At 68.9% G+C, this 24,521-nt stretch carries 18 protein-coding genes and 1 pseudogene; 13 read left to right on the plus strand and 6 right to left on the minus strand.

Annotated elements, in window-relative coordinates; translation table 11 throughout:
- Positions 1–6: 6 nt before the first annotated feature.
- The 3 genes from mobF to N866_RS00455 all read right to left on the minus strand — a co-directional run bounded on the left by mobF (position 7) and on the right by N866_RS00455 (position 4,704).
- Positions 7–2,892 (minus strand): MobF family relaxase, encoded by a 2,886-nt coding sequence (gene mobF, locus N866_RS00445; RefSeq protein WP_245612306.1) that lies wholly within the window; start codon positions 2,890–2,892, stop codon positions 7–9.
- A 263-nt stretch (positions 2,893–3,155) separates the two neighbouring features.
- Entirely contained in the window at positions 3,156–4,055 is a 900-nt protein-coding gene (locus N866_RS00450; RefSeq protein ID WP_034221045.1) for a nuclease-related domain-containing protein, read from the minus strand.
- 199 nt (positions 4,056–4,254) lie between these two features.
- A complete protein-coding gene (locus N866_RS00455) occupies positions 4,255–4,704 on the minus strand; it encodes a GNAT family N-acetyltransferase (RefSeq protein WP_034221047.1) in 450 nt (149 codons plus the stop codon).
- 352 nt (positions 4,705–5,056) lie between these two features.
- On the opposite strand from N866_RS00455, the gene N866_RS00460 reads away from it, so the two are divergent.
- From N866_RS00460 to N866_RS00510, 11 genes are all read left to right on the plus strand, one after another.
- Entirely contained in the window at positions 5,057–5,530 is a 474-nt protein-coding gene (locus N866_RS00460; RefSeq protein WP_216699337.1) for a hypothetical protein, read from the plus strand.
- The gene (locus N866_RS00465) at positions 5,527–7,413 is read left to right on the plus strand and encodes a KAP family P-loop NTPase fold protein (protein WP_034221052.1); all 1,887 of its coding nucleotides are present in this window, start codon (positions 5,527–5,529) and stop codon (positions 7,411–7,413) included. The genes N866_RS00460 and N866_RS00465 overlap by 4 nt, the downstream gene beginning before the upstream one ends.
- A gap of 317 nt (positions 7,414–7,730) precedes the next feature.
- A complete protein-coding gene (locus N866_RS22015) occupies positions 7,731–8,231 on the plus strand; it encodes a hypothetical protein (RefSeq protein ID WP_216699338.1) in 501 nt (166 codons plus the stop codon).
- The gene (locus tag N866_RS00475; RefSeq protein WP_034221054.1) at positions 8,228–9,520 is read left to right on the plus strand and encodes a hypothetical protein; all 1,293 of its coding nucleotides are present in this window, start codon (positions 8,228–8,230) and stop codon (positions 9,518–9,520) included. The genes N866_RS22015 and N866_RS00475 overlap by 4 nt, the downstream gene beginning before the upstream one ends.
- Positions 9,517–10,317, plus strand: coding sequence for a TatD family hydrolase (locus tag N866_RS00480; RefSeq protein ID WP_034221055.1), 801 nt, complete (start codon positions 9,517–9,519; stop codon positions 10,315–10,317). Before N866_RS00475 ends, N866_RS00480 begins: the two co-directional genes overlap by 4 nt.
- Before the next feature lie 606 nt (positions 10,318–10,923).
- Entirely contained in the window at positions 10,924–11,940 is a 1,017-nt protein-coding gene (locus tag N866_RS00485; protein ID WP_034221056.1) for a LacI family DNA-binding transcriptional regulator, read from the plus strand.
- 367 nt (positions 11,941–12,307) lie between these two features.
- Complete coding sequence (locus N866_RS00490; protein ID WP_034221059.1) at positions 12,308–13,465, plus strand: substrate-binding domain-containing protein; 1,158 nt, start codon at positions 12,308–12,310, stop codon at positions 13,463–13,465.
- 156 nt (positions 13,466–13,621) lie between these two features.
- A complete protein-coding gene (locus N866_RS00495; protein ID WP_034221062.1) occupies positions 13,622–15,130 on the plus strand; it encodes a sugar ABC transporter ATP-binding protein in 1,509 nt (502 codons plus the stop codon).
- Positions 15,127–16,119 carry an ABC transporter permease gene (locus tag N866_RS00500; protein WP_034221067.1) on the plus strand — a complete coding sequence of 331 codons (993 nt, stop codon included), beginning with the start codon at positions 15,127–15,129 and terminating at the stop codon, positions 16,117–16,119. Before N866_RS00495 ends, N866_RS00500 begins: the two co-directional genes overlap by 4 nt.
- A 64-nt stretch (positions 16,120–16,183) precedes the next feature.
- On the plus strand, positions 16,184–18,253 hold the full coding sequence (locus tag N866_RS00505) for an alpha-amylase family protein (RefSeq protein ID WP_216699339.1): 2,070 nt from the start codon (positions 16,184–16,186) through the stop codon (positions 18,251–18,253).
- Positions 18,254–18,266: 13 nt separating this feature from the next.
- Positions 18,267–19,049, plus strand: coding sequence for a hypothetical protein (locus N866_RS00510; RefSeq protein ID WP_034221073.1), 783 nt, complete (start codon positions 18,267–18,269; stop codon positions 19,047–19,049).
- Positions 19,050–19,211: 162 nt separating this feature from the next.
- On the opposite strand, the gene N866_RS22730 is transcribed toward N866_RS00510, so the two are convergent.
- The 3 genes and pseudogenes from N866_RS22730 to N866_RS20195 all read right to left on the minus strand — a co-directional run bounded on the left by N866_RS22730 (position 19,212) and on the right by N866_RS20195 (position 21,608).
- Entirely contained in the window at positions 19,212–19,358 is a 147-nt protein-coding gene (locus tag N866_RS22730) for a DUF4395 family protein (protein ID WP_081802175.1), read from the minus strand.
- Positions 19,359–19,397: 39 nt separating this feature from the next.
- Positions 19,398–20,358: pseudogene (locus N866_RS22735) on the minus strand (aldo/keto reductase).
- 257 nt (positions 20,359–20,615) lie between these two features.
- Positions 20,616–21,608: a tyrosine-type recombinase/integrase gene (locus N866_RS20195; RefSeq protein WP_216699340.1), complete on the minus strand. Its 993-nt coding sequence runs from the start codon at positions 21,606–21,608 to the stop codon at positions 20,616–20,618.
- Positions 21,609–22,234: 626 nt separating this feature from the next.
- On the opposite strand from N866_RS20195, the gene N866_RS00525 reads away from it, so the two are divergent.
- Both N866_RS00525 and N866_RS00530 read left to right on the plus strand, forming a co-directional pair.
- A complete protein-coding gene (locus N866_RS00525) occupies positions 22,235–22,723 on the plus strand; it encodes a MarR family winged helix-turn-helix transcriptional regulator (protein ID WP_052022175.1) in 489 nt (162 codons plus the stop codon).
- On the plus strand, positions 22,720–24,408 hold the full coding sequence (locus N866_RS00530) for an MDR family MFS transporter (RefSeq protein ID WP_034221076.1): 1,689 nt from the start codon (positions 22,720–22,722) through the stop codon (positions 24,406–24,408). The genes N866_RS00525 and N866_RS00530 overlap by 4 nt, the downstream gene beginning before the upstream one ends.
- Positions 24,409–24,521: the final 113 nt, after the last annotated feature.

Below are 24,521 nucleotides of genomic sequence, written 5' to 3' on the forward strand. Positions count from 1 at the left end.
TGTCCGTCAGATCTCGATGGCGTCGCGGTCGTGGCTGGGCGCCGTTCGGGGCCCGGGCGCGCTCGGAGGGACACTGGGACGCGGCGAGGGCCGGTACATGAAGGCCTCGAGCGCGTCCGCGTCGAGCGGTGTGCCGGGGTGGAACGTCTCCCACGTCTCGGTCGCCGAGCGCTCGGTGTGCGTGGTGGCGAGGATCTGGTCGAGCACCTCCCGGGCGGTCGCCGGGGCGCCGTGTCCGGGGAGGCAGTCGGGGTCGGGCTGGTCGAGCACCACGTAGGTGTGGTTGTGGTGGCGGCCGCGGCTCATGGCGACGTACAGGTCCTCGCGCGCCATGCCGGGGACGGCGATCGTGTGGGTCTCGTCGACGGTCATGCCCTGGCTGCGGGCGGTGGAGGTGGCGTAGCCGAGCTCCACGTGCTCGGCCACGTACGCCGCTGGCAGTCGCACCGTCGCCGTCGTGCTCGCATCCGCCGGCCGGACCCGCAGCGAGCCGTCGGGGTGGATCGCGGTGACGTCCCAGAGGTCGCCGTTGCGGACGAAGCCGCTCTCGGTGACCAGGCGACGGTTGTTGTGGCGGGTGACGATCCGGTCGCCGACCCCTGCGGTGAGCCCGTCGTGCAGCACGACGCCGTCGCGGCTCACGGTGCCGGTCAGGACGCCGTTGGCGTGAGCGCGGGTGTTGAGCTCGCGCACGGTGCGGTTGTCGGCGGCCTGCAGCACCGCGGTCCGCCCCCGGCCCCGTGCGTCGGCGACGGCGGCGAAGGCGCCCTCGAGCATGTCGTCCTGCGGGCCGGCGGTGAAGGCGCCGTGGGCGGCGTAGGCGTCGAGGGCAGAGGGCCGACCATGGCGCAGCTCGAGGCTGGCGCGCGCCTCCCAGGGGTTGGCGAATCGCCACAGGGAGGTGAGCTCGGCGGTCGGTCCGCGGCGGGCGAGCATGGCGAACGCGCCGCCGGCGTCGACGGAGCCGCGTTGCAGGTGGTCCCCGACCAGCAGCACCTTGGCGCCGGCGGCCTGGGCCTGGAGCGTCAGGTCGGCGAGGGCCCGGGTGTGGGCGAGGGAGGCCTCGTCGACGATCACCAGCTGGCGCGGTGCGAGCGCCCAGCGCCGCTGCTCGACGACGAGGTCCCACTGGGCCTGGCGTGCGGCGCTGGCGGTGGCGTAGTCGCCTCCCGTCACCACCTGTTGGAGCTCGGTCACTCTCTGCGCGCGACGTCGGGCGCCGTCGCCGCTGGTCTCGTAGAGCCACTTCGCCGTCGTCTCGCAGTCCACCCCCAGCGCGCGGCTGAGGGTGTGCGCTGCCGTCGCCGAGGGTGCCAGGGCGACGAAGGGCCCGACGTTGCCCCGCCAGAACGCGGTGAGCGCGCCGAGGGTGGTGGTCTTGCCCGAGCCGGCCGGCCCGACGAGGGCGTCGACGGTGTGGCCCGAGGCGACCACGGCCCGGGCAGCGGCGGCTTGGTCGGGGGCCAGCCCGTCCAGGTGGGACGCCAGGCGGGTCATCAGGACCGGTCGGTGCCGCTGGTCGCCGACGACGGCCGTGACGGCCTCGCTGGCGTCCAGGAGCACCTTCTCCGCAGCGAGGAGCTCGACGGACGTGTACAGGTTCTCCCCGACCCGGCGGGTGGTGGGGTCGCGGGTGTCGTCCAGGTGCACGCAGACGTCCGCGGCCTGGACCGTGAGGGAGTTCAGGAGCGTCCGCCGCTGCGCGGGGGAGGCCATCCGCAGCGGCTTCGACACGCGCAGCGCCTCGGCGGCCAGGTTCCAGGTGTTCCACACCGATCGCTTCGTGGAGACGTCCGCCAGCATCTGCGCGACAATCGCCGCCTTCACCTCGGGGCCGACGTCGTGGGCATGCAAGGCGCGCCCGTAGTCGCTCCTCAGCGCCCGAGCGGCCAGGTCCCGAGGCTCCATCCCGGTCAGGGCCCGGGCGCGGTTGGCCCACTCGGCCAGAAGGTCCGCCAGCGGCCGGACCGTCTTGGGCGGCCGCGTGGTGCGGGTAAGGAACTGACGGGCCTTGGTGATCTCGACCCGGCTCGGCTCGTGCCCGTGCGTGGCCAGGAACTGCGCGGCCCAGTCCTGCTCGGCGCAGTGGATCTGCTCCGACCGGGCGGAGAAGTGCGCGAGGACGTCGTCTGGGATTCCCTCGAGCTCGAAGGCCGGGTTGCGGCGCGGTCCACGGTCACGCCGCGACCACGCGACCGGCAGGCGGCGGGCGAGTTCGTCCGCGAGGAGGGTGTCGTACAGCTCGGAGATCGTGACCGTGGCGGCGTGGACGGTCTTCCCGTCGACGCTGCGCCACACCCCGTCGGGGCCCTGAACCTTGTTGGCGATGACAACGTGGGTGTGCAGGTTCGGGTCGCCCGCCCGGGTGTCCCAGTGGTCGAACGCTGCGGCGACCATCCCGCGGGTGCGGACCTGATAACGCCCGCCCTCGCCGGTGCGCGTACGGATGGCGCGCTGCTCGAGGAACTCCAGCGATGACGCCAGCGCCGCCCGGTGCGCGTCATAGACGATGGCGCGGGTCGCGTCATCGGCCAGCGCCCACAGGACGGAGGCGGACTTGGGGGCGGTGAAGGTCAGGTCGTACCCGACGACGGCGTGGCGCTTCCCGTCATCGAAACGGCTATAGGCACGGCCCAGCGCGTCCTCGGTCAACGGGTCCAGACCGTCACGGAACACCGCCGTCATCGCCTGCTCGGTGACGACGTCGCCCGGGTGCAGCCGCCGCGCCGCGTCTCCCAGGCCGGTGAGGCCGTCGCCGTACCAGCGCCCAGCCGGGTTGCCGGTCTGCTCGTAGTAGCCGGCGAGCGACCGACCCGGCTCGAGCCCGGCGTCGCCCGCGGCGACGTGCCGGGTCAGGTAGGCATACCCGTCCCCAGCGGTGAGCTTGTGCATCGACAACACGATCCGCCCCGTCCCGGAGGCAGCTGCTCGACACGGTGTCGGCGGGTGCCTCTACAGACAGGTGTGCGGATGAGGGGAAGAAGATGTCGTCGCTGCCGGAACATCGCCGGGTAGCAGGGACCGACGCCGTTGCGTGCGAGTGCTGCGGGGGTAGCGACGGACTGCCAAGCGCCTGGGCGACGTAGCTCTCACGGCCACTCACGACCAAAAGTGGGGCACCCAGCGCGAGGCGGCGGCACGGCCCCGCTTCCAGCTCAAGCGGCCGGGAACGCCTGTGCCAGCGCCCGGTGAACTGCCTCGACCTCCGCCTCGCTCATCGCGCCCGGCGCAACGAGACGCTCGGCCAGCTTCTTAGGCCAAAGGACAGCGACGTCGGCGATGACGAACGACCCGCCGATCAGGGGCCAGTCGGACTCGATGAAGCACAGTGCGCCGAGCACGGGCACGTCGGTCAGCGCCACGGCGTCGAGGGCGGATCGGACGAGGCCGACCTGCTTGTGCATGCCGTCGACCAGGCGGGTGCAGTCGCGGGAGCCGACGAGGAGCTTCTCCACGCGCGGCCGGAAGAGCCCGCCCTCGACACGAAGCGTCGGCCGGCGGCCCTTGTAGCGCTTGGCGTCGATGGCGTGAACGCCCGTGGGGCCGACGGCGATGTGGTCGATGTTCGCCCTCGTGCCGGGGATGCGCCGGTCGTGGAGGAGGCGGACACCCTTCTGCGTGAGGTCGGCCAGTCGCGTCCCGAGCAGCTCCTCCCCGCGAGCGCCGCTGGCCCATGCGGTCGTGCTCTGCGGCTCGTCGGTGACCGCGAGGATGAGGCCCCCGAGCCGTGGGTGCGCTTCGCGAATACGAGCCTCGCGCTTTGCGGAGCGACGCTCGTACTCGCGTCGAGCAGAGGAGCCCGCCGATCCCGTCTCGATGGGCTCCAGGGTCGGCTCCGGCGTCGGGTCCGCCATTGGGGTGGCTGCGGGCGCCTCCTGGGACACCGGCTCGTGAGGCTTGAGGCACGGGAGACAGCGAACCGTCTTCGTGGCCTTGAGGTAGCCCGCACGGGTCCCGGCCTCGAGGTCCGAGCCGCACTCCCCACAGGTACCCGCGTAGCGCAGGCGCATCACCTTGGCTGGGGCGAGGGCGTCGCCGCCGGAGGTGGTCGTCATGCTGCTCTATCGGCGGCACGGGGCTGAGTCTCAAGGCTGGTCTTCATGGTCGGGCCAGCCCGTTCCGTCGCGTCACGTTGTGGCCTGTGCGCGATCCATGCCGGTCCACACCGATGACGGAATCTCCGGGGCGATAGCGCTGGCGATGACGATGCGCGGCAGGTGCGGTCATTCCGTCATCGCGACGCACAAGGAGGCCTTACGGAGTCCGCCGCATCGGCAGGTGTGGGATGCCGTCCTCGTCGAAGCCCTCACCGGCGACGTCGAAGCCGAAGCGCGCGTACCAGTCCGCCAGATGAGCCTGCGCGTCGAGGAGGACCGGCGCGGACGGGTCCAGCGCGGCGCAGCGGTCGAGGGCCTTGCGCATCAGCTGCGACGCGACGCCGCGAGACCGGGCAGCGCTGTTCGTCGCCACGCGCCCCACCCGTAGGGCACCGTCGGCCTCGTGCAGCACCCGCAGCGTGGCGAGCACGTCCGGCCCGTCGGTGGCCCAGTGCAACTCGGCACCGGGCTCTACGTCGCGTCCGTCGAGCTCTGGATAGGGGCACGCCTGCTCGACAACGAAGACGTCGACCCGTAGACGCAGGATCGCGTACAGCGTCAGCGGGTCGATCCCGCGGATCTCGGACCGGTGAAAGGCGACAGGCACCCGCGACACGCTAGCCCGGCGCAGAGCCGATGACGGAGGCTGACTCTTCTTGCATCCCCTCGATGCGCCAGCTACTTCGGTCGAGGCGGGGACATCGCGCGCTGTGGTCGCCCGCCTCGTGCCCGTGTTCCCACGACGATGATCAAGGAGACCCTTAGCTGCTTGACCGGACAGGCAGAATCAACAGGTCCCTGAGATCGCCGCGACGGCAAAACTCGACGAACCGCCGGGCCCGGCGGATATGGTCATGAGCGCGGCCTCGCAGTCTGGCCGAGGGGGCCTCGACGTGTGGTCCGACGTACATCATGAGCCGCGCCACACTGGCGCGCGGGAGGGCTGAGGGGGAGTGGCGATGGCGCTGAAAGAGTCGGACCTCGACAGCTCCCTCTCGAGCAGCGCTGACGAGCTGTGCGGCAGAATGGACGCCAGCCAGTGCGAGGACTACGTTCCGACGCTCCTCTTCGTGAAATGCGTGTCGCACAAGGCCAAGGCTGACCCGTACGCCGTGATCGAGGTGCCCGGCGACGGCTGGTTCGACTACCGCATTACAAGAATGGGCAAGTCTGACGTCGGCGAGGAGGTCAACGTCGCCATCCGCAGGCTCGTGGAGGCCGACGGTCTCCAGGGTGTGGTAAATAGCGCCGATTTCGGCGATTCCACCGAGCTGGGCTCGCGCAACGGCTTCCAGGACAAGGTTTCGAATCTCACCGGCATCTTCCAGGATAGGAAACGCCTTGTGGCTCTTATGGACCGGTTCCTGTCCGATTGGCGACAGCGACGCGACGAGTTGAACGAGGTGCCGCTGGCGCAGGAGTCCTGGATATGAGTGGCGGGCACAACGCGCTCTGGTCTGACGAGCCGACCGGGCGCGATCTCCTGTCGTTCATGGCAGTCGCGGAGGCAGTCGCCGACGCGGTGCTCGATGACGCCCTCGACCCGATCGCCCTCGGCCTGTCTGGCTCGTGGGGTAGCGGCAAAACCAGTGTGCTCGAACTGGTCAAGCAGGAGGTGCAGAAGAGGGCCGAAGCGGCCGCCACGAGCGTTCTCGTCGTTCCCACTCAGCCCTGGAGCTACGACCCGACCGTTGGCCCAAAGGAGAGCCTCATCGCCGAAGTTCTTGACGCGCTCAGGAGCAAGATCGACACCGGTGCGGGGGAGGACGCACAGAACCTGCTCCGCCGGCTCACCAAGCGCGTCAAGTGGGCGAAGGCCTTCAAGATGGCCGCGCTGACGTCGATCACGCTGCAGCTGCCGAAGGTCGAAGACATCCTGGACCTCATCAACGAGGATTCAGTCGAGGGTGAAGAGGAACCGGCGGAGAGGGGACTCGCGCAATTCCGGGAGGAGTTCGCTGAGCTGCTCCAGTCGGACGGGCTCAAGCACATCTCCCGAGTCGTAGTGCTCGTCGACGATCTCGACCGCTGTCTGCCTGAGACCGTCGTCGAGACCCTCGAGGCCATTCGCCTTTTCCTGTCCGCGCCGGGTATGTCGTTCGTCATCGCCGCTGACGAAGACCGAGTGGCAGACGCCATCCAGAAGCGGCTGGGCACGCCGGAGGCACGACGGGGTGGGGGCGAGACCCCTGCCGAGCTGTACCTTCACAAGATCGTGCAGACGACGATCCCGATCCCAGCGCTCAGCCAGTTCGACACCCAGGCATACCTATTTCTGCTGCTCGCCGAGAGCAAGCTCAAGGCCGACACCTTCGCTGCCCTCGTTGACTCGACCGCAGACCTCCGGATGCAAGCCGGCAGCCTCGATGATCTAGCACTGCCCGAAGGTGCAGACCTGGCCGAAGAGCGCGCCACGGCCTCTCGCCTGACCCCGCTGCTCTACGAGAAGTTTCACGGCAACCCCCGCCGCATCAAGCGCTTCCTCAACGACCTGCACGTGCGCCAGTCCGTAGCCTCACGCCGGGGCATCACCTTGGCGGCGGACGCGGTCGCCAAGCTCATGATGCTTGAGCGCCTGCTCGATGATGACTTCAAGACTGTGCTGGGCTGGCTGGCCCAAACCAGGCTGCGCGACCAGTTGGACGCACTCGACCGGGCCGCCAACGAGGCAGTGCCGACCGAGGTCACCGAACCGCAGGACGAGGAACCGGCAACGCCCTCCAAGAAGAAGGCCGCTGCCAAGCCCGCTGCGGTCGTCGAGACGCCGGCGCCAGCCCCGGAGGCACAGTTCTCTGATTCGCTCATCCGCTGGGCGAAGCTGCCGCCGAAGCTGGACGCTACGGACATCAGCGGTTACCTCTACCTGGCAGCCTCGTTCGCGGGCATCGAGCTGGTCAGCAGCGCACTGCCGGAGCGACTCCGCGACATCGCGAGTGCTCTGACCTCCAGCGTGCAGGTAGACCGGACGGCCATCACGGACGACGCCCTCCGAGCGATCACGCCGGCCGATGCCCGTTTGCTCATCGCCTACCTCGGCGGTCTGACCCGTGATCAGCCGATCGTCCAGAAGTACGCTGTCCCGGGCATCCTTCGTCTCGCGAAGACCCATTCGGGCATCGAGGACGGGGTGATCTCTGCGCTGAAGCTTCTGCCGCCAAGGGAGGTCAAGGTGGCGACGGTCATGCTGCTCAAGCCTGAGAACGGCGGGAGGTACGAGCCTGTGCTTGCTGCCTGGGATGTCGATTCGGCGACGCCTCAGGTGCGAGAGGTGATCAAGAGCGTGCGCGAGCACTGGAGCACGTTCGATGGGAACTAGCGGCGCGTTCAAGGGCAGTGGTGGCAAGGACGCAGACAATCTGCGGGATTCCGTCGCAGACTGGCTAGCCAACATCCCTGCCGATCCGATAGCCCCGGCTGCGGCGCTTAATGGAACTCCGGCTTCATCGGCTCCTGGTATGCCCACTCCTGCCCCAGTGATGCCTACGGTCGACCTCCGGCCGACGCTGCGCATCCTCACTCGGGGCGGCCGTGGTGATGGGCCGGGCGCGGGTGGAGGTGGCGCGCGCGGCGGCGGCAGCGGCTCCGGCGGACGCTCAGGTGGCGGTGCCCGGCGTTCCATTGGCACGACCTCGCGTGCGGCTGGACGAGCCGGTGCGCTCGCACGCGCCTACGCTTCTGGCGACCGGACCGTCCTCGAGCGGGCGGGGCCTGAACTACGACGAACTTCGCGCCCTGGATGACCGGGTCGCCGTTGGCACCAGGATCGTCGAGGCTGCGTTCGACAGCCGCGCCGACAGCACGATCGAGGACGACGAATCCCGGGAGATCGTGGCCAAGGTCGTCGAGTGGATCCTTGAGTCTCCGGCAGACCAGACACCGACGCCGGACGAGATCGTCAGGCATTCGATTGAACTGATCGTCGCCGACGTCACGCTCACAGAAGTGGGTGACACCATCCGAGCCGAGCCCTCTCGTGAGCGCCGTGCTGAAGCTGAGCAGGAAATCCGCGACGCTGCGACCGTCTACGCCAACCAGGTAACACTTAACGCCACCGGACCAACAGAGCAGGAGATCGCGGCTGCCATCGAGGGCGGCATTCATGAGCTGGGGCGGATTTTCGGAGCGGGCGAATGACCAGCTTCCTTCTCACCACCGACGAGGCCGCAGCGGATGCCGGCGGCTTCGACGAGATACTACTCTGGAGCGGTTCGTCACCGCGCACGACGTTCATCGGGCCGCTTGATCAACACCTCAGCTCGTTCGGACCTGTGCGCCAGGAGAATGTCGACTTTGCTCGAATCGCCCTCGGCGTCTTCGCGGCGGATCGCTCCGTCCGACGGCAAGGCGGCGGCTCAGACTGGAACGCTCGCGAAATTGATCTGACCATCGAGGTGGGCGTGCCCGCCGCATGGACGGCCCAGGCCGACCAACTATCCACCGCCATCGGGTTCCTCACAGGGGACCGCTGGACCTTTCGGTTTATGCAGGCTGCACCGAACCCGATCGACGCACTCCCGCTCAAGGAACCCACCCCGGATCGCACCGTCCTGCTCAGCGGGGGCGCTGACTCGGCTGCCGGCGCGCTCATTGCGGCGCTCGACCTCGCACCCGGGGCGACACTCCAGTTGGTCTCCCACTTCAGCGCGCCGTCCATCTCGCCGTTCCAGAGGGATCTCGTCAGGCGCATCCGTGCGCTGGCGCCGAAGCGCGTAATCATCCACCGCCGCATCGCTCTGAACCGCCACTCGAAGCGCCTCGACGGCACGATGTTCAAGCGGGAACCCTCGAGCCGGTCCCGCTCGCTGCTGTTCCTGGCCCTTGGCCTGGCGGCGGCTGAACGCTCTGGCGGACCCTTGTTCATTCCCGAGAACGGTTTCGCGTCGCTCAACCCGCCGCTTGGACCTGAGAGGCGCGGCGCACTCTCTACCCACACGACACACCCGAGGTTCCTCACGGACTTGCAGGAGCTGCTCGCCAGTGTTGGTGCGCACGGTCTGATCGAAAACCCATTCCAAACGCTCACCAAAGGCGAGATGTTCTCGCAGGTTGCAGAGCGGATCGGCGCCGCCGCGGCGTCGGATTATCTTAGCGCCTCGAACTCCTGCGCCCACACCGATGCTCGTTTCCAGGGCGCACCACCAGGCGCGTCCTGCGGGGTGTGCTTCGGCTGTCTTGTGCGACGCGCCTCGTTCCATGCAGGTGGCCTTGCCGACGCCACCGACTACCTTGCGACCGATCCCGGCGACCGCTATGCCGACTTCGTACAGCAGAAGTCCATCGTGCAGGCCATGTTCGACTTCGTCGCCGATGATCCCAAGCCTTACGTCGTCATGAAGATGTCGCTTCCGGAAAGCTACCCGGCCGGACAAGCACTCGATCTCTGCCGCCGCGGTGTTGCAGAGTTGAGGGGCTTCCTGTCGTGAGCCGCGCGCTGCCGCCCCTGGACCTGCACGCTCATGTCGACGTGGGCATTGCCTCGCGTGACCTCGAATCGCTCGGCGCCGTGGTGTTCGCCGCAACACGCTCGCTTGAAGAAGCCGAGCGTGCTCTGGCCCGCACTGATCTCGTCACGGTGTGGGGTGCCGGCTGTCACCCCGGCGTGGCTAAGGCGCAGGCGAACTTCGACGCCTCCCGTTTCAGTTCCTTCCTCGCAGACACACCTTTCGTCAGCGAGGTCGGGCTCGACGGCGCCTCGAAGGTCGCCCTGCACCAGCAGCGGGAGACCTTCGCGGCGATCCTCGCGGAGGCAACACACGCGCCCAGACTCGTCTCGGTGCACAGCAAGCGGGCAACCTCGCAGGTGCTCGACATGCTCGAAGCGGCGGGGACACGTGGGGCGATCCTGCACTGGTGGCTTGGTTCGACTCCCGAGACCAAGCGCGCGCTGGAGCTTGGTTGCCTGTTCTCCGTAAACGCAAGCATGGACGTCGCCGACCTCCGGGAGGCCGGTGTTCCGCTAGAGGCGATTCTCCCGGAGACGGACCATCCAAGCGGCAATCGGACGTCCAGCGTGCCTAGGCAACCTGGCCGCATCGCGGACGTTGAACGCTCGCTGGCCGCCGTGTTTGGAGCAACGCCGGAGGTCGTTCGTGCGCAGACCTGGCGGACTCTGGCTCGGGCCTGCGGCGAGCTCGACCTCGACGATCTGTTTCCTATACCCGTTCAGCGGATGCTGGCTGCCGCTCGTGAGCTGCCCTCAAGCGCCGGAGGTACCCCTTGAGGTTCAAGCGACGAAACTCCGAGCCGGCCGACCTCATCTGCGGACACCCGGATGCTTCCGACCCCGGCCCCGGAACCCTTACCGGGCCCGCCCTCGTCGAAGAGAGCACCGGGGCGATCCGTTCCCTCTAGGCATCGTTCAACACCGCACAACGAGCCACTGGCCCAGGATCGCCACCACCTGGGAGCCCAGGTCGGGGGACAATCCTGGTGAGCGGTGGGGTGCCGGCGACTCTTTGAATCTTGCGGTAGTTCCGTCGCGTGCTGATGCCCGTAGCGCTCGGCAGAGTTGGCCCGTTGTCGAACTCCGTGGTCAGCACGTGGTCAGCGGGTCCTCCGGAACGGGGTCCTCACGTGAACTACCCGCGTGTATTTCCGCAGGTCAGCGCGTTGCGCCCGGACCAAGATCGAACTCCTAAAGGGGGTACCTCCCGCCCGCCGCTACGGGGACTGCGGCGAGCGGAGTTGCCGCGCCTACATCCGGCACGGGCTTCCCGCCCGCGCAGGGCGCCGGCGGTCGACCGGACGGTCATGCAGGCCGAGGCCCTACGCTGGGATTCGTCAGACGGGCGCGCGCCCGAGGGGGTTCGAGCGACGAGGAGCCGCAGTGGTTGACGCGCGTCGGCGGCCTTCGCTGAAGGACGTCGCGAGGGAAGCGGGCGTGTCGTACCAGACCGTCTCGCGTGTGATCAACGACGGCGGCCGTGTCTCGACCGCGACGCGCGACCGGGTGCTCGCCGTGATCGCCGAGCTCGGGTACCGGCGCAACGACGCGGCGCGTGCCCTTGTGACGAGCCGGTCGCGGGCGATCGGTGTCATCGCGGACGCATCGCCCCGTTACGGTCCCGTCAGCACGCTCGCGGCGGTCGAGTCCGCCGCCCGTGACGCCGGCTACACGGCCCTCGTCACGACGACCAGCTACCCGTCGCCGCGGGAGGTCGCCGAGACGTTCCGGGCGTTCGTCGAGCGGGGAGTCGAGGGCGTCGTGGTCATCGCTCCCCGGGTGTCGCTGGCCCACGTCACCCAGGAGATCACCGCGGGGCTACCCGTAGTGCTGCTGTCGCCCGGCGAGACGAGCCACGACGGGATTACCGTCTTCTACGAGGACCAGGAGCTCGGCGCGCGGCTCGCCACTCGCCACCTGGTCCAGCTCGGCCACCGGAAGGTCGCACACCTCGCCGGGAACCAGGAGTGGCTGGACGGTCAGGTGCGTCTGCGCGGGTGGCAGGCGGAGCTGCGCGCCCACGGGCTGCCCGCCCCTGCGGTGCAGTACGGGGACTGGACGGGGGAGAGTGCCTACCGGATCGGGCGCCGGATGGTGGCTGCCGGCCTCCCGGGCTCCATCTTCATCGCGTCGGACCTGATGGCGCTCGGGTTCCTCCGTGCCCTGTACGAGGACGGGGTCCGGGTGCCCGAGGACATCTCGGTCGTGGGCTTCGACGACAACGAGTTCGCTTCGCAGGTGTTCCCGCCGCTGACGACCGTCCGCCAGTCGTTCTCGACGGTCGGGGCGCGGTGCATGGAGATCCTGCTCGGCCTCATCGAGGGTCGCGAGGTGGACACCTCGCCCGCTGTGCCTGAGCTCGTCGTGCGGGCCTCTGCGTCCGCGCCACCGTACCGCTGAGCCTCTGAAACCTCTCGGCCCGCGCAGCCCCCGGGACGAGGCGGTCGCGATGCGCGCCCTCGAGTGCATCTGGCCCACGACTCCGACCGGTTTGCGCCCGCTGACCGTACCCGGGGGGCCACACGCCGCCGCCCCGGGCGGCCCGCTGTCCTCCCTCTAGGACCGACGTCCTTGGCTCACGCCTGTCGATGTGTCGTGACCGAACCGTTATAGGCGAACGTTCGCCCAAACCCTTGACGGCCATCAGGGCGAACGTTCACACTCGCTGAGTCGGGCCCTTCGGCAGGGCGGCGCCCGGCACCCGGGGACAGACCGACGACGGCGTCCCGGACGAAGCCAGCACCACCACACCGATCGAAGGAGATTGATGATGTTGCGCAGGCTGCATTGGGCGGCTCCCGCCGCCATCGCCATGTTGGCTCTGGCGGCGTGCTCGTCGGAGACCGCAGAGGTCGCCGAGGAGAACACCGAGGTCTCGACCCAGGCCGACGAGGCCCTGGCCGAGCTCCAGGGCCAGGTGCTCGCCCAGGGACCGCGCGGAGAGGAGCCGTCGCCGGCCTCCGTCGCAGACCTCACCGACGAGGAAGTCGCCCAAGTCCAGGAGATGGGGGCGACCGCAGCCATCGTCATGCACTACGGCGGCAACGACTGGGCGAACGCCCAGATCGCGGGGCTCGAGCAGCGCTTCGAGGAGCTTGGCATCGAGGTCGTGGCGGTCACCGACGCTGACTTCGACCCGGGGCAGCAGGTCTCCGACCTGGAGACGGTGATGGCCCGGAACCCGGACATCATCGTGTCGATCCCCACGGACCCCGTCGCGACCGCCGCGGCGTACCAGGCCGCGGCCGACGCCGGAGTCGAGCTCGTCTTCATGGACAACGTGCCGGACGGCCTCGAGCCCGGGACCGACTACGTCTCCGTCGTGTCCGCGGACAACTACGGCAACGGCGTCGTCTCGGCCCATCTGATGGCCAAGGCGCTCAACGGCTCCGGCAAGATCGGGCTCATCTACCACGAGGCCGACTTCTTCGTGACCCAGCAGCGCTACGAGGGCTTCCGGACCACGATCGAGGACGAGTACCCGGACATCGAGATCGTCGACGAGCGGGGGATCGCCGGTCCCGACTTCGCGGGTGACGCCCAGTCCGTGGCCGACGCCTGGCTCACGCAGTACCCCGACCTCGACGGCGTCTGGGCCGTCTGGGACGTGCCTGCCGAGGGCGTGATGGCCGCTGCCCGCGCCGCGGGCCGCACCGACCTGAAGATCGCCACCCAGGACCTGGGGACCAACGTCGCCATCGCCCTGGCGCGGGACGAGATGGTGGTCGGGCTGGGCGCGCAGGTGCCGTTCGACCAGGGCGTGACCGAGGCGAACCTCGCCGCAGGGGCGCTGCTCGGCAAGGAGGCCCCGCCCTACGTCGCGCTCTCGGCTCTTCCGGTGTCGCACGAGAACGTGCTCGACGCGTGGCAGCAGGTCTACCACGCAGACCCGCCGTCCGAGGTCACGGACTCGTACGCGGACTGACCTCGCCCGCGTATCCCGAGCCGTCCCTCTCCGAGGGACCCGCCCGCGGCCGGCGGCTCGGCGGGACCGGGGGTCGCCGCCCCACAGGCCCGGTCCCGCCCGCTCTCGATCGACTCGTTCGATTCGCTGATCTCACGCACACGAGGAGGTGTTCGCATGCCCACCGACGCGCCGCTCGCGGTCCGCATGGACGGCATCACCAAGGCATTCCACGGGGTCACCGTCCTGGAGGACGTGCACCTCGATATCCGCCCGGGCGAGGTCCACGCCCTTGCCGGCGGCAACGGCGCCGGCAAGTCGACGCTCATGAAGATCCTGCAGGGCGTCTACCAGCGCGACGCGGGCGTCGTGGAGGTCTTCGGCAGGCCGCTCGACGCGACCACGATCGAAGGGGCTCGGGCGGCCGGCATCGGGATGGTGTTCCAGGAGTTCTCGCTCATCAGCACCCTCACGGTCGCGCAGAACATCTTCCTCGACGTCGAGCCCACCCGGGCGGGGCTCATCGACGACAAGGCGATGCGGTCTCGCGCCGCCGAGCTGCTCGCACGCATCGACGTCGCGATCGACCCGGCGGCCGAGGTCGGCGACCTCCCCACGGCCCAGTGGCAGCTCACGGAGATCGCCAAGGCACTCGGGCAGGACGCCCGCGTCCTGATCATGGACGAGCCGACGGCGTCGCTCGCGAAGCACGAAGTCGAGGCGCTCTTCGAGCTCGTCGGCCGGCTCAAGGAGCAGGGCATCGCGATCATCTACATCTCGCACCGGATGGACGAGGTCTACCGGATCGCCGACCGGATCACGATCCTGCGCAACGGGAAGAACCTGATCACGGCCGGTCTCGACGAGATCACACCCCAGGAGATCGTCGCGGGCATCGCGGGCAGGGAGCTGTCCGATGCGGAGAGTCCCGCTCCCGCTCGGGGCGGCGCGACCGGACCGGTGATCCTGGACGTGGCGGACCTGCACGCCGCCGGCGTCGAGGGAGCCACGTTCCAGGTGCGTGCCGGCGAGGTGGTCGGCATCGCCGGGCTCATGGGATCAGGGCGCACGGAGCTCGCTCGCGCGCTCTTCGGCATCAGCCGCATCACCCGTGGCACGGTCATGAAGGACGGGAGCCGGGTACGCCTGGACTCGCCGGCCGACGCCATCAACGCCGGCATCGCGCTCATCCCCGAGGACCGCCGCCTGCAGGGGCTGGTGCTCGACCACTCCGTGCGGGAGAACCTCACGTTGCCGCTGCTCGACGGCCTGCGCCGCCGCGGGCTCGTCGCCAAGGACATGGTGCGGGACCGGTCCGACCGGCTCATCGAGCAGTTCTCGATCGCCGTCGCGCGTCCGGACGCACCCGCCCGGCTCCTGTCCGGCGGCAACCAGCAGAAGATCGTCATCGCCAAGTGGCTGGGCACCGAACCCGAGGTCCTGGTGATGGACGAGCCCACGGCCGGCGTCGACGTCGGCACGAAGACCGAGATCGTCCGCATCGTGCGCGAGCTCGCGCAGACCGGAAAGGGGATCATCGTGATCTCGTCGGAGTACCCCGAGCTGATCGCCATGTGCGACCGGTTCCTCATCATGCGCAACGGGCGCGTCGTCGAGACCATCGGCGCCGAACGCGTCGCGTCGGAGGTCGAGCTCGAGCTCGCCGTGCAGGGGCTGGCGGCATGAGCACCACCACGACCCCCCGCCCGAAGGCCGCCGCCACCACCTCCGCGCCCGCGTGGCAGCGGGTGGCGTCCCGCCTCGACTGGCGCCGCGACATCATCTACGTCGGCTTCGTCGTCGTCTTCGTGGTCTTCGCCGTCCTGCTCGGTGACCAGGGCTTCCTCAGCACGACGAACCTGCTCAACATCCTGCGGCAGACCGCCATCATCACGATCATCGCGGTCGGGATGACGTTCGTGATCGCCTGCGCGGAGATCGACCTCTCGGTCGGCTCGATCGCGGGGCTGACATCCATCACCGCGGCCATGGCGATCGCGGCCTTCGGGCTCGTGCCGGGCATCATCGCCGGTCTCGCGATCGGCGTCGTCGTCGGTGCTGTCAACGGCTCTCTCGTCGCCTTCCTGCGCATCCCGTCCTTCCTCGTGACGCTCGCGATGCTCGGGATAGCCGCCGGTGTCGCCCAGTGGGTCACGGCGTCGGCACCGCAGCCGATCCTCGACCGCACCTTCAACACGGTCTTCGGCAGCGGGAACATCGGCCGGCTGCCCGGCCTGGTCATCTGGAGCGGGGTCGTCGTCGCCATCGGCGCCGTCGTCCTGAAGAAGGCGAAGTTCGGCCGGCAGGTCCTCGCCACGGGGGCGAACCGGACCGCGGCGGAGTACTCCGGCATCAACACCCGGGCGATCAAGTTCCGCGTGATGATGATCTCCGCCATGGCGGCCTCCCTCGCGGGCCTCCTCTACGCCGGCCGCCTGCAGTCCGGACGCTTCCAGTGGGGGGCCGGGGACGAGCTCTCGGCCATCGCCGCGGTCATCCTCGGCGGCACCGCCCTCGCGGGCGGCCGAGGGTCCGTGGTCGGGACCCTCTTCGGCGCCCTGCTCATGGGCCTGATCAACAACGGTCTCATCCTCGCCGGCCTCGACTCGAGCCAGCAGCAGGTCATCCGCGGCGTGATCATCATCCTCGCGGTGGCCCTCGCCCGGAACAAGTAGCACCACCACTCACCCCAGGAAGGAAGGGACTGTCGTGCCACACCACTCCGGCACCCACCGCCCCGTGACGATCCAGAACGGATCCCTCGCCATCGACGGCGAGGAGGTCAGCCTCTACGGAGGCGCAGTGCACTACTGGCGCCTCGAACGCGACCGCTGGGAGGGCATCCTCGACTCGGTCAAGCGTATGGGCTTCACCATGATCTCCATCTACATCCCGTGGGAGGCCCACGAGATCGAGAAGGGGCGCTTCGACTTCGGCGAGATCAACCCCTCCAACGACATCGACGCGTTCCTGACGCTCTGCGAGCAGAAGGGATTCAAGATCGTCGTTCGGCCGGGCCCGCAGATCAACTCCGAGCTGACCTGGTTCGGCTACCCCGAGCGGATCCTCGCCGACGAGCGTCTGCACGCGGTGAGCGCGAAGGGCTCCAAGGTGATCCTCACGCAGGTTCCCAAGCCGATCCCTGCGCTCAACTACGCCTCGGACGCCTTCTACGAGGAGACGGCCCTCTGGTACGACGCGATCTGCTCGATCCTCGCCAAGCACGCCTACCCGCACGGCGGGATCGTCTCGGCGCAGGTCGACAATGAGATGGCGTACTTCTTCGGCGTCAACGCCTACATCGCCGACTACTCGGTCGAGTCCCTCGAGGGTTACCGGCGCTTCCTCCTCGGCAAGTACGGGGATCTCCCGGCCGTCGCGTCGGCGTACTCCCGGCAGTATGGCGAGCCCGCCGATATCGAGCCGCCGCGGCGGTTCGAGGCCACCGACAAGCTCGACATCCCCTGGTACGCGGACTGGGCGGAGTACCGCGAGCAGTACCTCGTGGACTCCATGGACCGCCTCGCCGGCATGATGCGCGAGCGTGGGCTCGGCGGGATCACCCTGTTCCACAACTACCCGCACCCCCTGGGGCCGGGTGGCGCCGCCTCGGGCTTCACGACGCCGTTCAACCTCATGCGGCTGGAGGAGAAGCTCGACTTCGTCGGCTTCGACATCTACTCGCGCAAGGAGCTTTTCTCCCACGTCAAGACGGTCGCTTCCTACGTGGTCGGCACGAGCCGCTACCCGTACATCCCGGAGTTCATCGCCGGTGTGTGGCCCTGGTACCTCAACCCCGGGGACTGGCACGACGAGGAGTTCGTCACCAAGGCAGCGCTCATGCAGGGGATCCGCGGCTTCTCCCGGTACATGCTGGTCGAGCGTGACCGGTGGCTCGACTCCCCGGTGCGACGGGACGGGCGCGAGCGCCCGGAGAAGGTCGCCATGTTCGGGAACGTCAACACGATGCTGGACCGGGGGGAGTACCACCGGTTCCGGCGGGACGCGGACGTGCTGCTGCTCGCGAACCGCGAGTACGACCGGCTCGAGGCGACGAGCGTCCTGGTCTCCTTCCCCGGTGACTTCCTCGAGACGCCCTCGGGCTTCTCCGAGTACGCGGGGCCGGTGACCGTCAGCGAGTCGACGCTCGGCTTCGACCAGCCCGTCCAGTTGGCCAAGGGCACGTGGTTCGGGGCGTTCTCCGAGGCGCTGGCCGGCACCGGAGCAAGCACGGTCCTCTCGGACACGGACCTGCGCCCCGAACGCTGGGCAGGCCGCAAGGTGGTCGTGCTCACGACGCTCGACTACCTCGACGAGGGCGTGCAGCGTGGCCTGGTCGACTTCGCCCGCGAGGGTGGTCACGTCGTCGTCGGTCCCAAGGTGCCCGAGCTCGACAGCGTGATGCGTCCGTGCTCGGTGCTCGCGGACGCGATCGGTGAGGCGCGGTCGGCCGACGGTGTCGTGACCGTCGATGTCGGCTCCGGCTCCATCACGGTCGTGAGCGACCTGCAGTCCGTCCCGCAGGCCGTGGCCGACGTCGTGCGCGACGCCGGCGTCCACGAGGTCACCACCAACGACCCGCGGCTGGACGTGACGATCCACTCGGACCCGCAGGACCCGAGCACGGTGCTCGTGTTCGTCGCGAACCCGTCCGCCGAGCCGATCGACGCCGAGGTGTCGATGGGCGTCGGCATCAAGGAGGTCCAGGAGGTGTGGGACGGCCGCGACGTCACCACCTCGGGCGGTTCCATCGCCGAGCCGATGGCCCCGTACTCGATCCACGTCTACCGGTGCACCGTCACCGCCTGAAAGGAGCACGTTCATGCTGCACCAAGACGTCCTCATGGCTGACATCGACGTCGACCAGTGGCGCAACGCCCAGTCGCTGCTGCTGCGCTCGGCCAAAGCCGCCCGCCGGCTCGTGGTCATCCACGACCAGGGAACCGTGGTCAAGTTCCGGCACACCGCCGGTGCCGAGTGCACCGGGAAGGTCGACCGGGTCGAGGACCCGCACGCCCTGGCCAAGGAGCTGTACGAGGCGAACAAGGACACCGTGGACTTCGTGGTCGTGATGGAGCGCGACGCCGTCGACTCCTACTTCGCGGCCGTCCAGGACTCGTGGGACATCCACGAGGACCTCGACGTCTTCGTCCAGCGCACCTACGCGCTGATGGACCGGTACGCCGACGGCATCGTCACCCACCCCGGCCCTGCCCGGGAGGTGCTCGGGCTGCAGTGGACGACCGGGGCGTCCCGGGACGACGTCGAGGCTGCCGCGAAGGCCCTCGTCCCCGGCGGCACGACCGTCGTGCTCGGCGTGCACGACGGCGACAGCCTCTGGGCCTCGCTCGTGCTCGACCTCGACGAGGACCACAAGGTCACGTCCATCACCACGGCGGACCCGTCGCTCGTCGACATCACCGGCAGCCGCGAAGAGGTTCTCGACCGTCTGACCGGCTGGCAGCAGTCCGCGGGGAAGACCGTCTCCCTCTCGATGGTGCTGGACCGTGCGGCGGCGGACGACTACCTGTCCGCCCCGGCGGACCAGAAGGGCGCGGTGCTGACCTCGCTCGTGGGGAACGGCTCGGCCACCTTCCGCGCCTGAACCACCGGCTGTGGCCGGTCGACGTCGGTCGACCGGCCACAGCCGCGCCACGGGTCTCGATCATTGCCACCGGCCCGTCGATGCGACGTCAGCGCATGGTCAGCGCTGGGTGGTGCACGAAGGCGGAACTCCCGAGCGGCCGCCCCCAGGGGCATCGCCCGATCATGCTCGGGCGCGCTGCAGCCGACGACCTCGCAGGAAGATCCTGCAACCCAGGCACACCCCACTGGTTGCGTTGATGACGGCCAGCACGGCGGCGACGGCGGTCAAGCCGTGTCCGATGCCATCCACGCCGATACGGGCTCCAATACCGTCGGCGGTAGGCGGTCTGCGGTGATCAGTGGGCTTCTACCACCAGTAGTTGTCCTGGGTGGTGTAGGGCTCCTCCAGTGCCGCGACCTCCTCGGCGGTGAGGTGGACGTCCAGGGCGGCGACGGCGTCGGTGAGGTGCTGCGGCTTGGTGGCGCCGACAATCGGGCAGGCGATCACCGGCTTGGCCAGTACCCACGCCAGCGCGATCTGCGCCATGGACGTCCCGCGGTGCCTGTTCGACGGCGTCGACCACGGCCTTGTCGACGTCTCGGTCGAACGCCTTGGCCACGGTGTCAGTGGAGGACCGGGCAGTCTGTGCCCCCCACGGCCGTGCGGCGCGACCCTTGGCCAGCGGTGAGTACGGGGTCGGCCCGACGCCCTGGTCCAGGCAGAGGGGGATCATGTCCCGCTCCTCCTCGCGGCGCAGCACGTTGTACTGGTCCTCCATCGCGACGAACGGCGTCCAGCCGTTCGACCGCGCGGTGTGCTGGAGCTTGGCGAACTGCCAGGCCCACATCGACGAGGCGCCGAGGTAGCGGACCTTGCCGGCCTTCACCACGTCGTGCAGGGCCTCCATCGTCTCCTCGACCGGCACCGCCTCGTCGAACCGGTGGATGTAGTACACGTCGACGTAGTCGGTGTCGAGCCGGCGCAGGGACGCGTCGAGCTGCTCGAGGACTGCCTTCCGCGACAGGCCGCTCCCACCGGGGCCGTCGTGCATCCTCCCGTGGACCTTGGTGACCAGGACGATGTCTTCCCGGCGGGAGTAGCGTCGGATCGCCCGCCCGACGAACTCCTCGGACGTGCCGCCCTGGTAGACGTTCGCGGTATCCCAAAAGATCACGCCGAGCTCGACGGCCTGGCGGAAGAACGGGGCTGCCGCGTCCTCGTCCAGAGTCCACTCATGCATACCCAAGGCGGCCACCCCGTAGCTCATGCAGCCCAGGCCGACACGGCTGACCGTCAGCCCGGAGCGCCCCAACGTCGTGTAGTCCATCGGTCGACCTCCGTGGTCCCGGCACACCGGCGCCTGGACGGTGTTCACCCCTCCGCTGCAGCGTAGGACCGTGCGACGGAACGGCGCCCACTCTTCCTCCGACACCCGCCCTCGGAATGACCGCTAACGCTCGCGTTCCGACCTATCGGCTCCCTGCAAGGAGCTGGACTCACGCGCCGAACGCCTGCGCACCGACTCGAAGGCGGCGAGCGCCTTGTCGTCCGCGTCGGGGAGCGTGTGCAGGTACTTCTGTGTCGTCATGATCTGGGAGTGCCCCATGCGCTCCATGACCGCATGAGGTCTGCCCCGCCGGCGAGCAACCAGGACGCGTGCGCGTGACGCAGGTCGTGGACCCGGACGTGGAAGTCGAGCCCGGACCGGTCCAGCGCCGGCAGCCAGACCTTGGTGCGGAACGTGTTCCGCGAGATCGGGTTGCCGCCGGCGGTGTCGGTGGAGGCGAACAGCAGGTCGTCGGGGCTCAGGCCCAGGCGCTTGATGCGCCGCGACAGCTCCGCGAGCAGGTCGTCGCTGACCCTCAGGGTCCGGAACTCGCCGGCCTTGGGGTAGTCCTTGACGATCATCCGCTGACCGGTGGGGGAGTGCTTGCGCGAGACCTCGACGATGGTCTGCTCGACGGAGACCGTCCGGCGCAGGAAGTCGATGTGCCGGGGCCGGAGCGCGATGAGCTCGCCCCAGCGCAGCCCGGTCTCGATGTCGGTCAGCACGAGCAGGCGGTAGCGATCGGGCAGCGCGGCGACGAGCCGGTCGAAGTCCTCGGGCGTGAGGATCCGGGTCTTCCGGGGCGGGATCTTCGGCAGCTCCGTGCCCTCGCACGGGTTGGACAGGATCACGCGGTCGCGCACCGCCCGCTTGAAGACCGAGTGCAGCATCACGTGGTACTTGGCGACCGACGTCGGCGACAGACCGGACGCCGCGGCCGCAGTGACCCAGTCCTGCACCGTGGAGGGGAGGATGTCGGCCATCGCTCGCTGGCCGAAGAAGGGCAGGAAGTGCTTGCCGAGGTAGGACCGGTAGCCGGCCAGGGTCGAGACCTCGACGTGCCGCGAGGGCAGCCACACCGTCTCGACGTAGTCCCGGAACGTGATCCGTCCGGAGGCCTGGTCGATCCAGCCGCCGGTCTCCACCCGTGACTCCGCGCGACGGCCGGCCCGCATCGCTGCCCGCTCGGACGTGAAGGTCCCGGCGGACCGCTGCTTGCCGCTCGGGTCGCGGTACAGGGCCGTGTACATGAAGCCTCTACCTCGAGCGCGGACGCGAACTGATGGCATCAGAACACCCCTCCGGCCGAAACCCCGCCGCCGACCCAGTGGTCGGCGTGGTCAACAAATGGTCAGCATTGCTTGCCGTACGGCGGCGAATTGCGGCGAACTGTCGCGGACAGAAAAACCAATTCTGACCTGCGGTGACGTTTCCAGCATAGGACTTCTGACGTCGTCGGACGAGCCGTGCTCAAGGCCGAGAAAGAACGGCTCATAACCCAGAGGTCGCAGGTTAAAATCCTGCCCCCGCTACTTGAAGTAGCAGTTCAGAGGCCCTTTCGATCTTCGGATCGGGAGGGCCTCTGGCGTTGGTGTCAACGAGGTGTCAACACCGGTTGCCTGGAAGTCGCCCGAACTGGCGCAGACATCGCCGAACACTGCCCAGTCACGTGGAGGTCCTGGGCGGTGATGGACACAGAGGTTGATCATTTGGCGGACTGGTGGTCGGCCGCCGGGGACGGCGTGGGCTCCTGTGGCGGTTGTGGACTGCCGACGAGACCGGCAGGTCGCAGAACCGGGCGTTGCCCCCGCCAGTGCTCGCTGTCGTCAACCCGTGACCTTCGTTTTCGGCCCGTGCGATTGAGTATGGTTGGTACATGCAACTAGTTGAGTCGACGGCCGACCTTGCCTCGGTGGAGTCGATCGAGCAGGAGCTGACCTTGCTGGTGCGTCGGGCCCAGAAGGTGTACCTGCGCGGGGCCCCGGCGGCGCAGGTCGTGGAACGGGCGGCCTATGGGATTCTCGCGTGGCTCCACGACATGGGCCCGCTGCGCCCCGGCGCTCTGGCGGCCCACTTCCACCTGGATGCCTCCACGATCAGCCGCCAGGTCACCTCTCTGGAGCAGGCCGGCCTGGTCGCGCGCGAGCCCGACGCCGAGGACCGACGTGCCTGCCGGCTGCGGCTCACCGAGCACGGTCAGGAGGTGTTGACCGCGACGCGGGCGGAACGGCGCGGCGTCGTCCGCGGGCTGCTGCAGTCCTGGTCTCGCGAGGACCTGGCGAACTTCGCGTCCCTGCTGGCCGCCTTCAACGCCGGCCTCGACCACCAGCTGAGCCAGTCCACCCGAGAAGAGAGTCAGCCATGAGCACCTCACCGTCGCCCCGAGCCGAGCAGCCCGCGGCGCCGACCGAGCAGGTGATGCCGATCCTGACGCACCGGCAGATCCTCATCGCGTTGGTGGGTCTGATGCTGGGCATGCTGGTCTCCGCCTTGTCCCAGACGATCGTGGCCACCGCGCTGCCCACGATCGTCGGGGAGCTCGGTGGTCAGGACCAGCTGGCCTGGGTCGTGTCTGCCACGTTGTTGACCTCGACCGCGTCCACCCCCATCTGGGGCAAGCTCTCGGACCTGTACGGCCGCAAGATCATGTTCCAGTCAGCGATCGGGATCTTCCTGGTCTCGTCCCTTGCCGCCGGGTTCGCCCAGAACATGGGGCAGCTGGTCGGGTTCCGCGCCGTGATGGGGATCGGCGTGGGAGGGCTGATGGCACTTTCCCAGGCGATCATCGGTGATGTCGTCAGCCCTCGCGAGCGTGGCCGCTACCAGGGCTACATCGGCTCGGTCTTCGGCCTGGCTACCGTCGCCGGGCCCTTGCTCGGCGGCTTCCTGGTCGAGCACCTGTCGTGGCGGTGGACTTTCTGGGTCGGGATCCCTGTCGGCATCGTCGCCCTCGTGGTGACGGAACGCGTGCTGAAGCTGCCGTTCCCCCGCCGCCAGCACGCGATCGACTGGCTGGGAGCGTTCTTCATCGTCGCCGGGATCAGTGCGCTGCTGCTGATGCTCTCCCTCGGTGGCAAGGAGTTCGCCTGGAACTCGGTCTGGACCTATGGCCTGGCCGCGGTGGCGCTGGTGATGCTCGCGCTCACGGTCTGGCAGGAACGCCGGACGGCCGAGCCGATCATGCCTCCTCGGCTGTTCGCCAACCACACGTTCGTCATCACCAGCCTGGCCGGGTTCGTGGTCGGGGTCGCCATGTTCGGCGCCATCATCTTCCTGCCTCAGTACCTGCAGATCGTCAAGGGCGAGTCGCCCACCGCCTCCGGTCTGCTGACCCTTCCGTTGATGGTCGGACTGCTGATCACCTCGATTGGGTCAGGGCGCCTGATCACCCGTTCCGGCCGCTACAAGATGTTTCCCGTCGCGGGTCTGCTGGTCGCCGCCGGTGGGCTGGCGCTGATGAGCCGACTGTCGGTGGACACCCCGCTGTGGCTCGCCGGGGTGTTCATGTTCATCACCGGCGCCGGCATCGGTATGGTGATGCAGGTCCTGGTCCTGGCGACCCAGAACGCGGTGCCCCATGCCGACCTCGGCGTGGCCACCTCCGGGGCGACCTTCTTCCGCTCCCTCGGCGGCGCGATGGGAGTGGCAGTCTTCGGCGCGCTGCTCACCCACCGGCTCCGCGACACCATCCCCGCGCAGCTCGAGGCGGCAGGCTTCCCCGCCGACCAGATGCCCCCCGGGGCCGCGACCCTGGGCAGTCCCGAGCAGATCGCCGACCTGCCGGAGCCCATCCATCTCGCGGTCACCACCGGGTTCGCCGAGGCACTGCAGACCACGTTCCTGGCCGCCGTACCCTTCGCGTTGCTCGGGTTCGTCATCCTGCTCTTCCTTCGCGAAGCTCCCCTGCGACACACCCGGGGGCACACCTCGGGCGAGGACGTCGCCGCCGCGTTCGAGACCGCGGTCGACCCCGACGCGCACCTCACCGCCGAAGAAGACGCACCCGCGCCGGGCGATCCCCAGCCACCGGGGGTGCCCCGGCGTCGCTAGGTGTTGTGGTTCAGGAGCTGGTGACGCATGCGGGATGCAGGAAACGGGTGTCCTGACCCCGACGCCGTTCGCCCTCCGTTGTCGCCCTGACCGGCGGATCGTGGCCGTGACAC

The organism is Actinotalea ferrariae CF5-4 (assembly GCF_000603945.1).
GTDB lineage: Bacteria > Actinomycetota > Actinomycetes > Actinomycetales > Cellulomonadaceae > Actinotalea > Actinotalea ferrariae.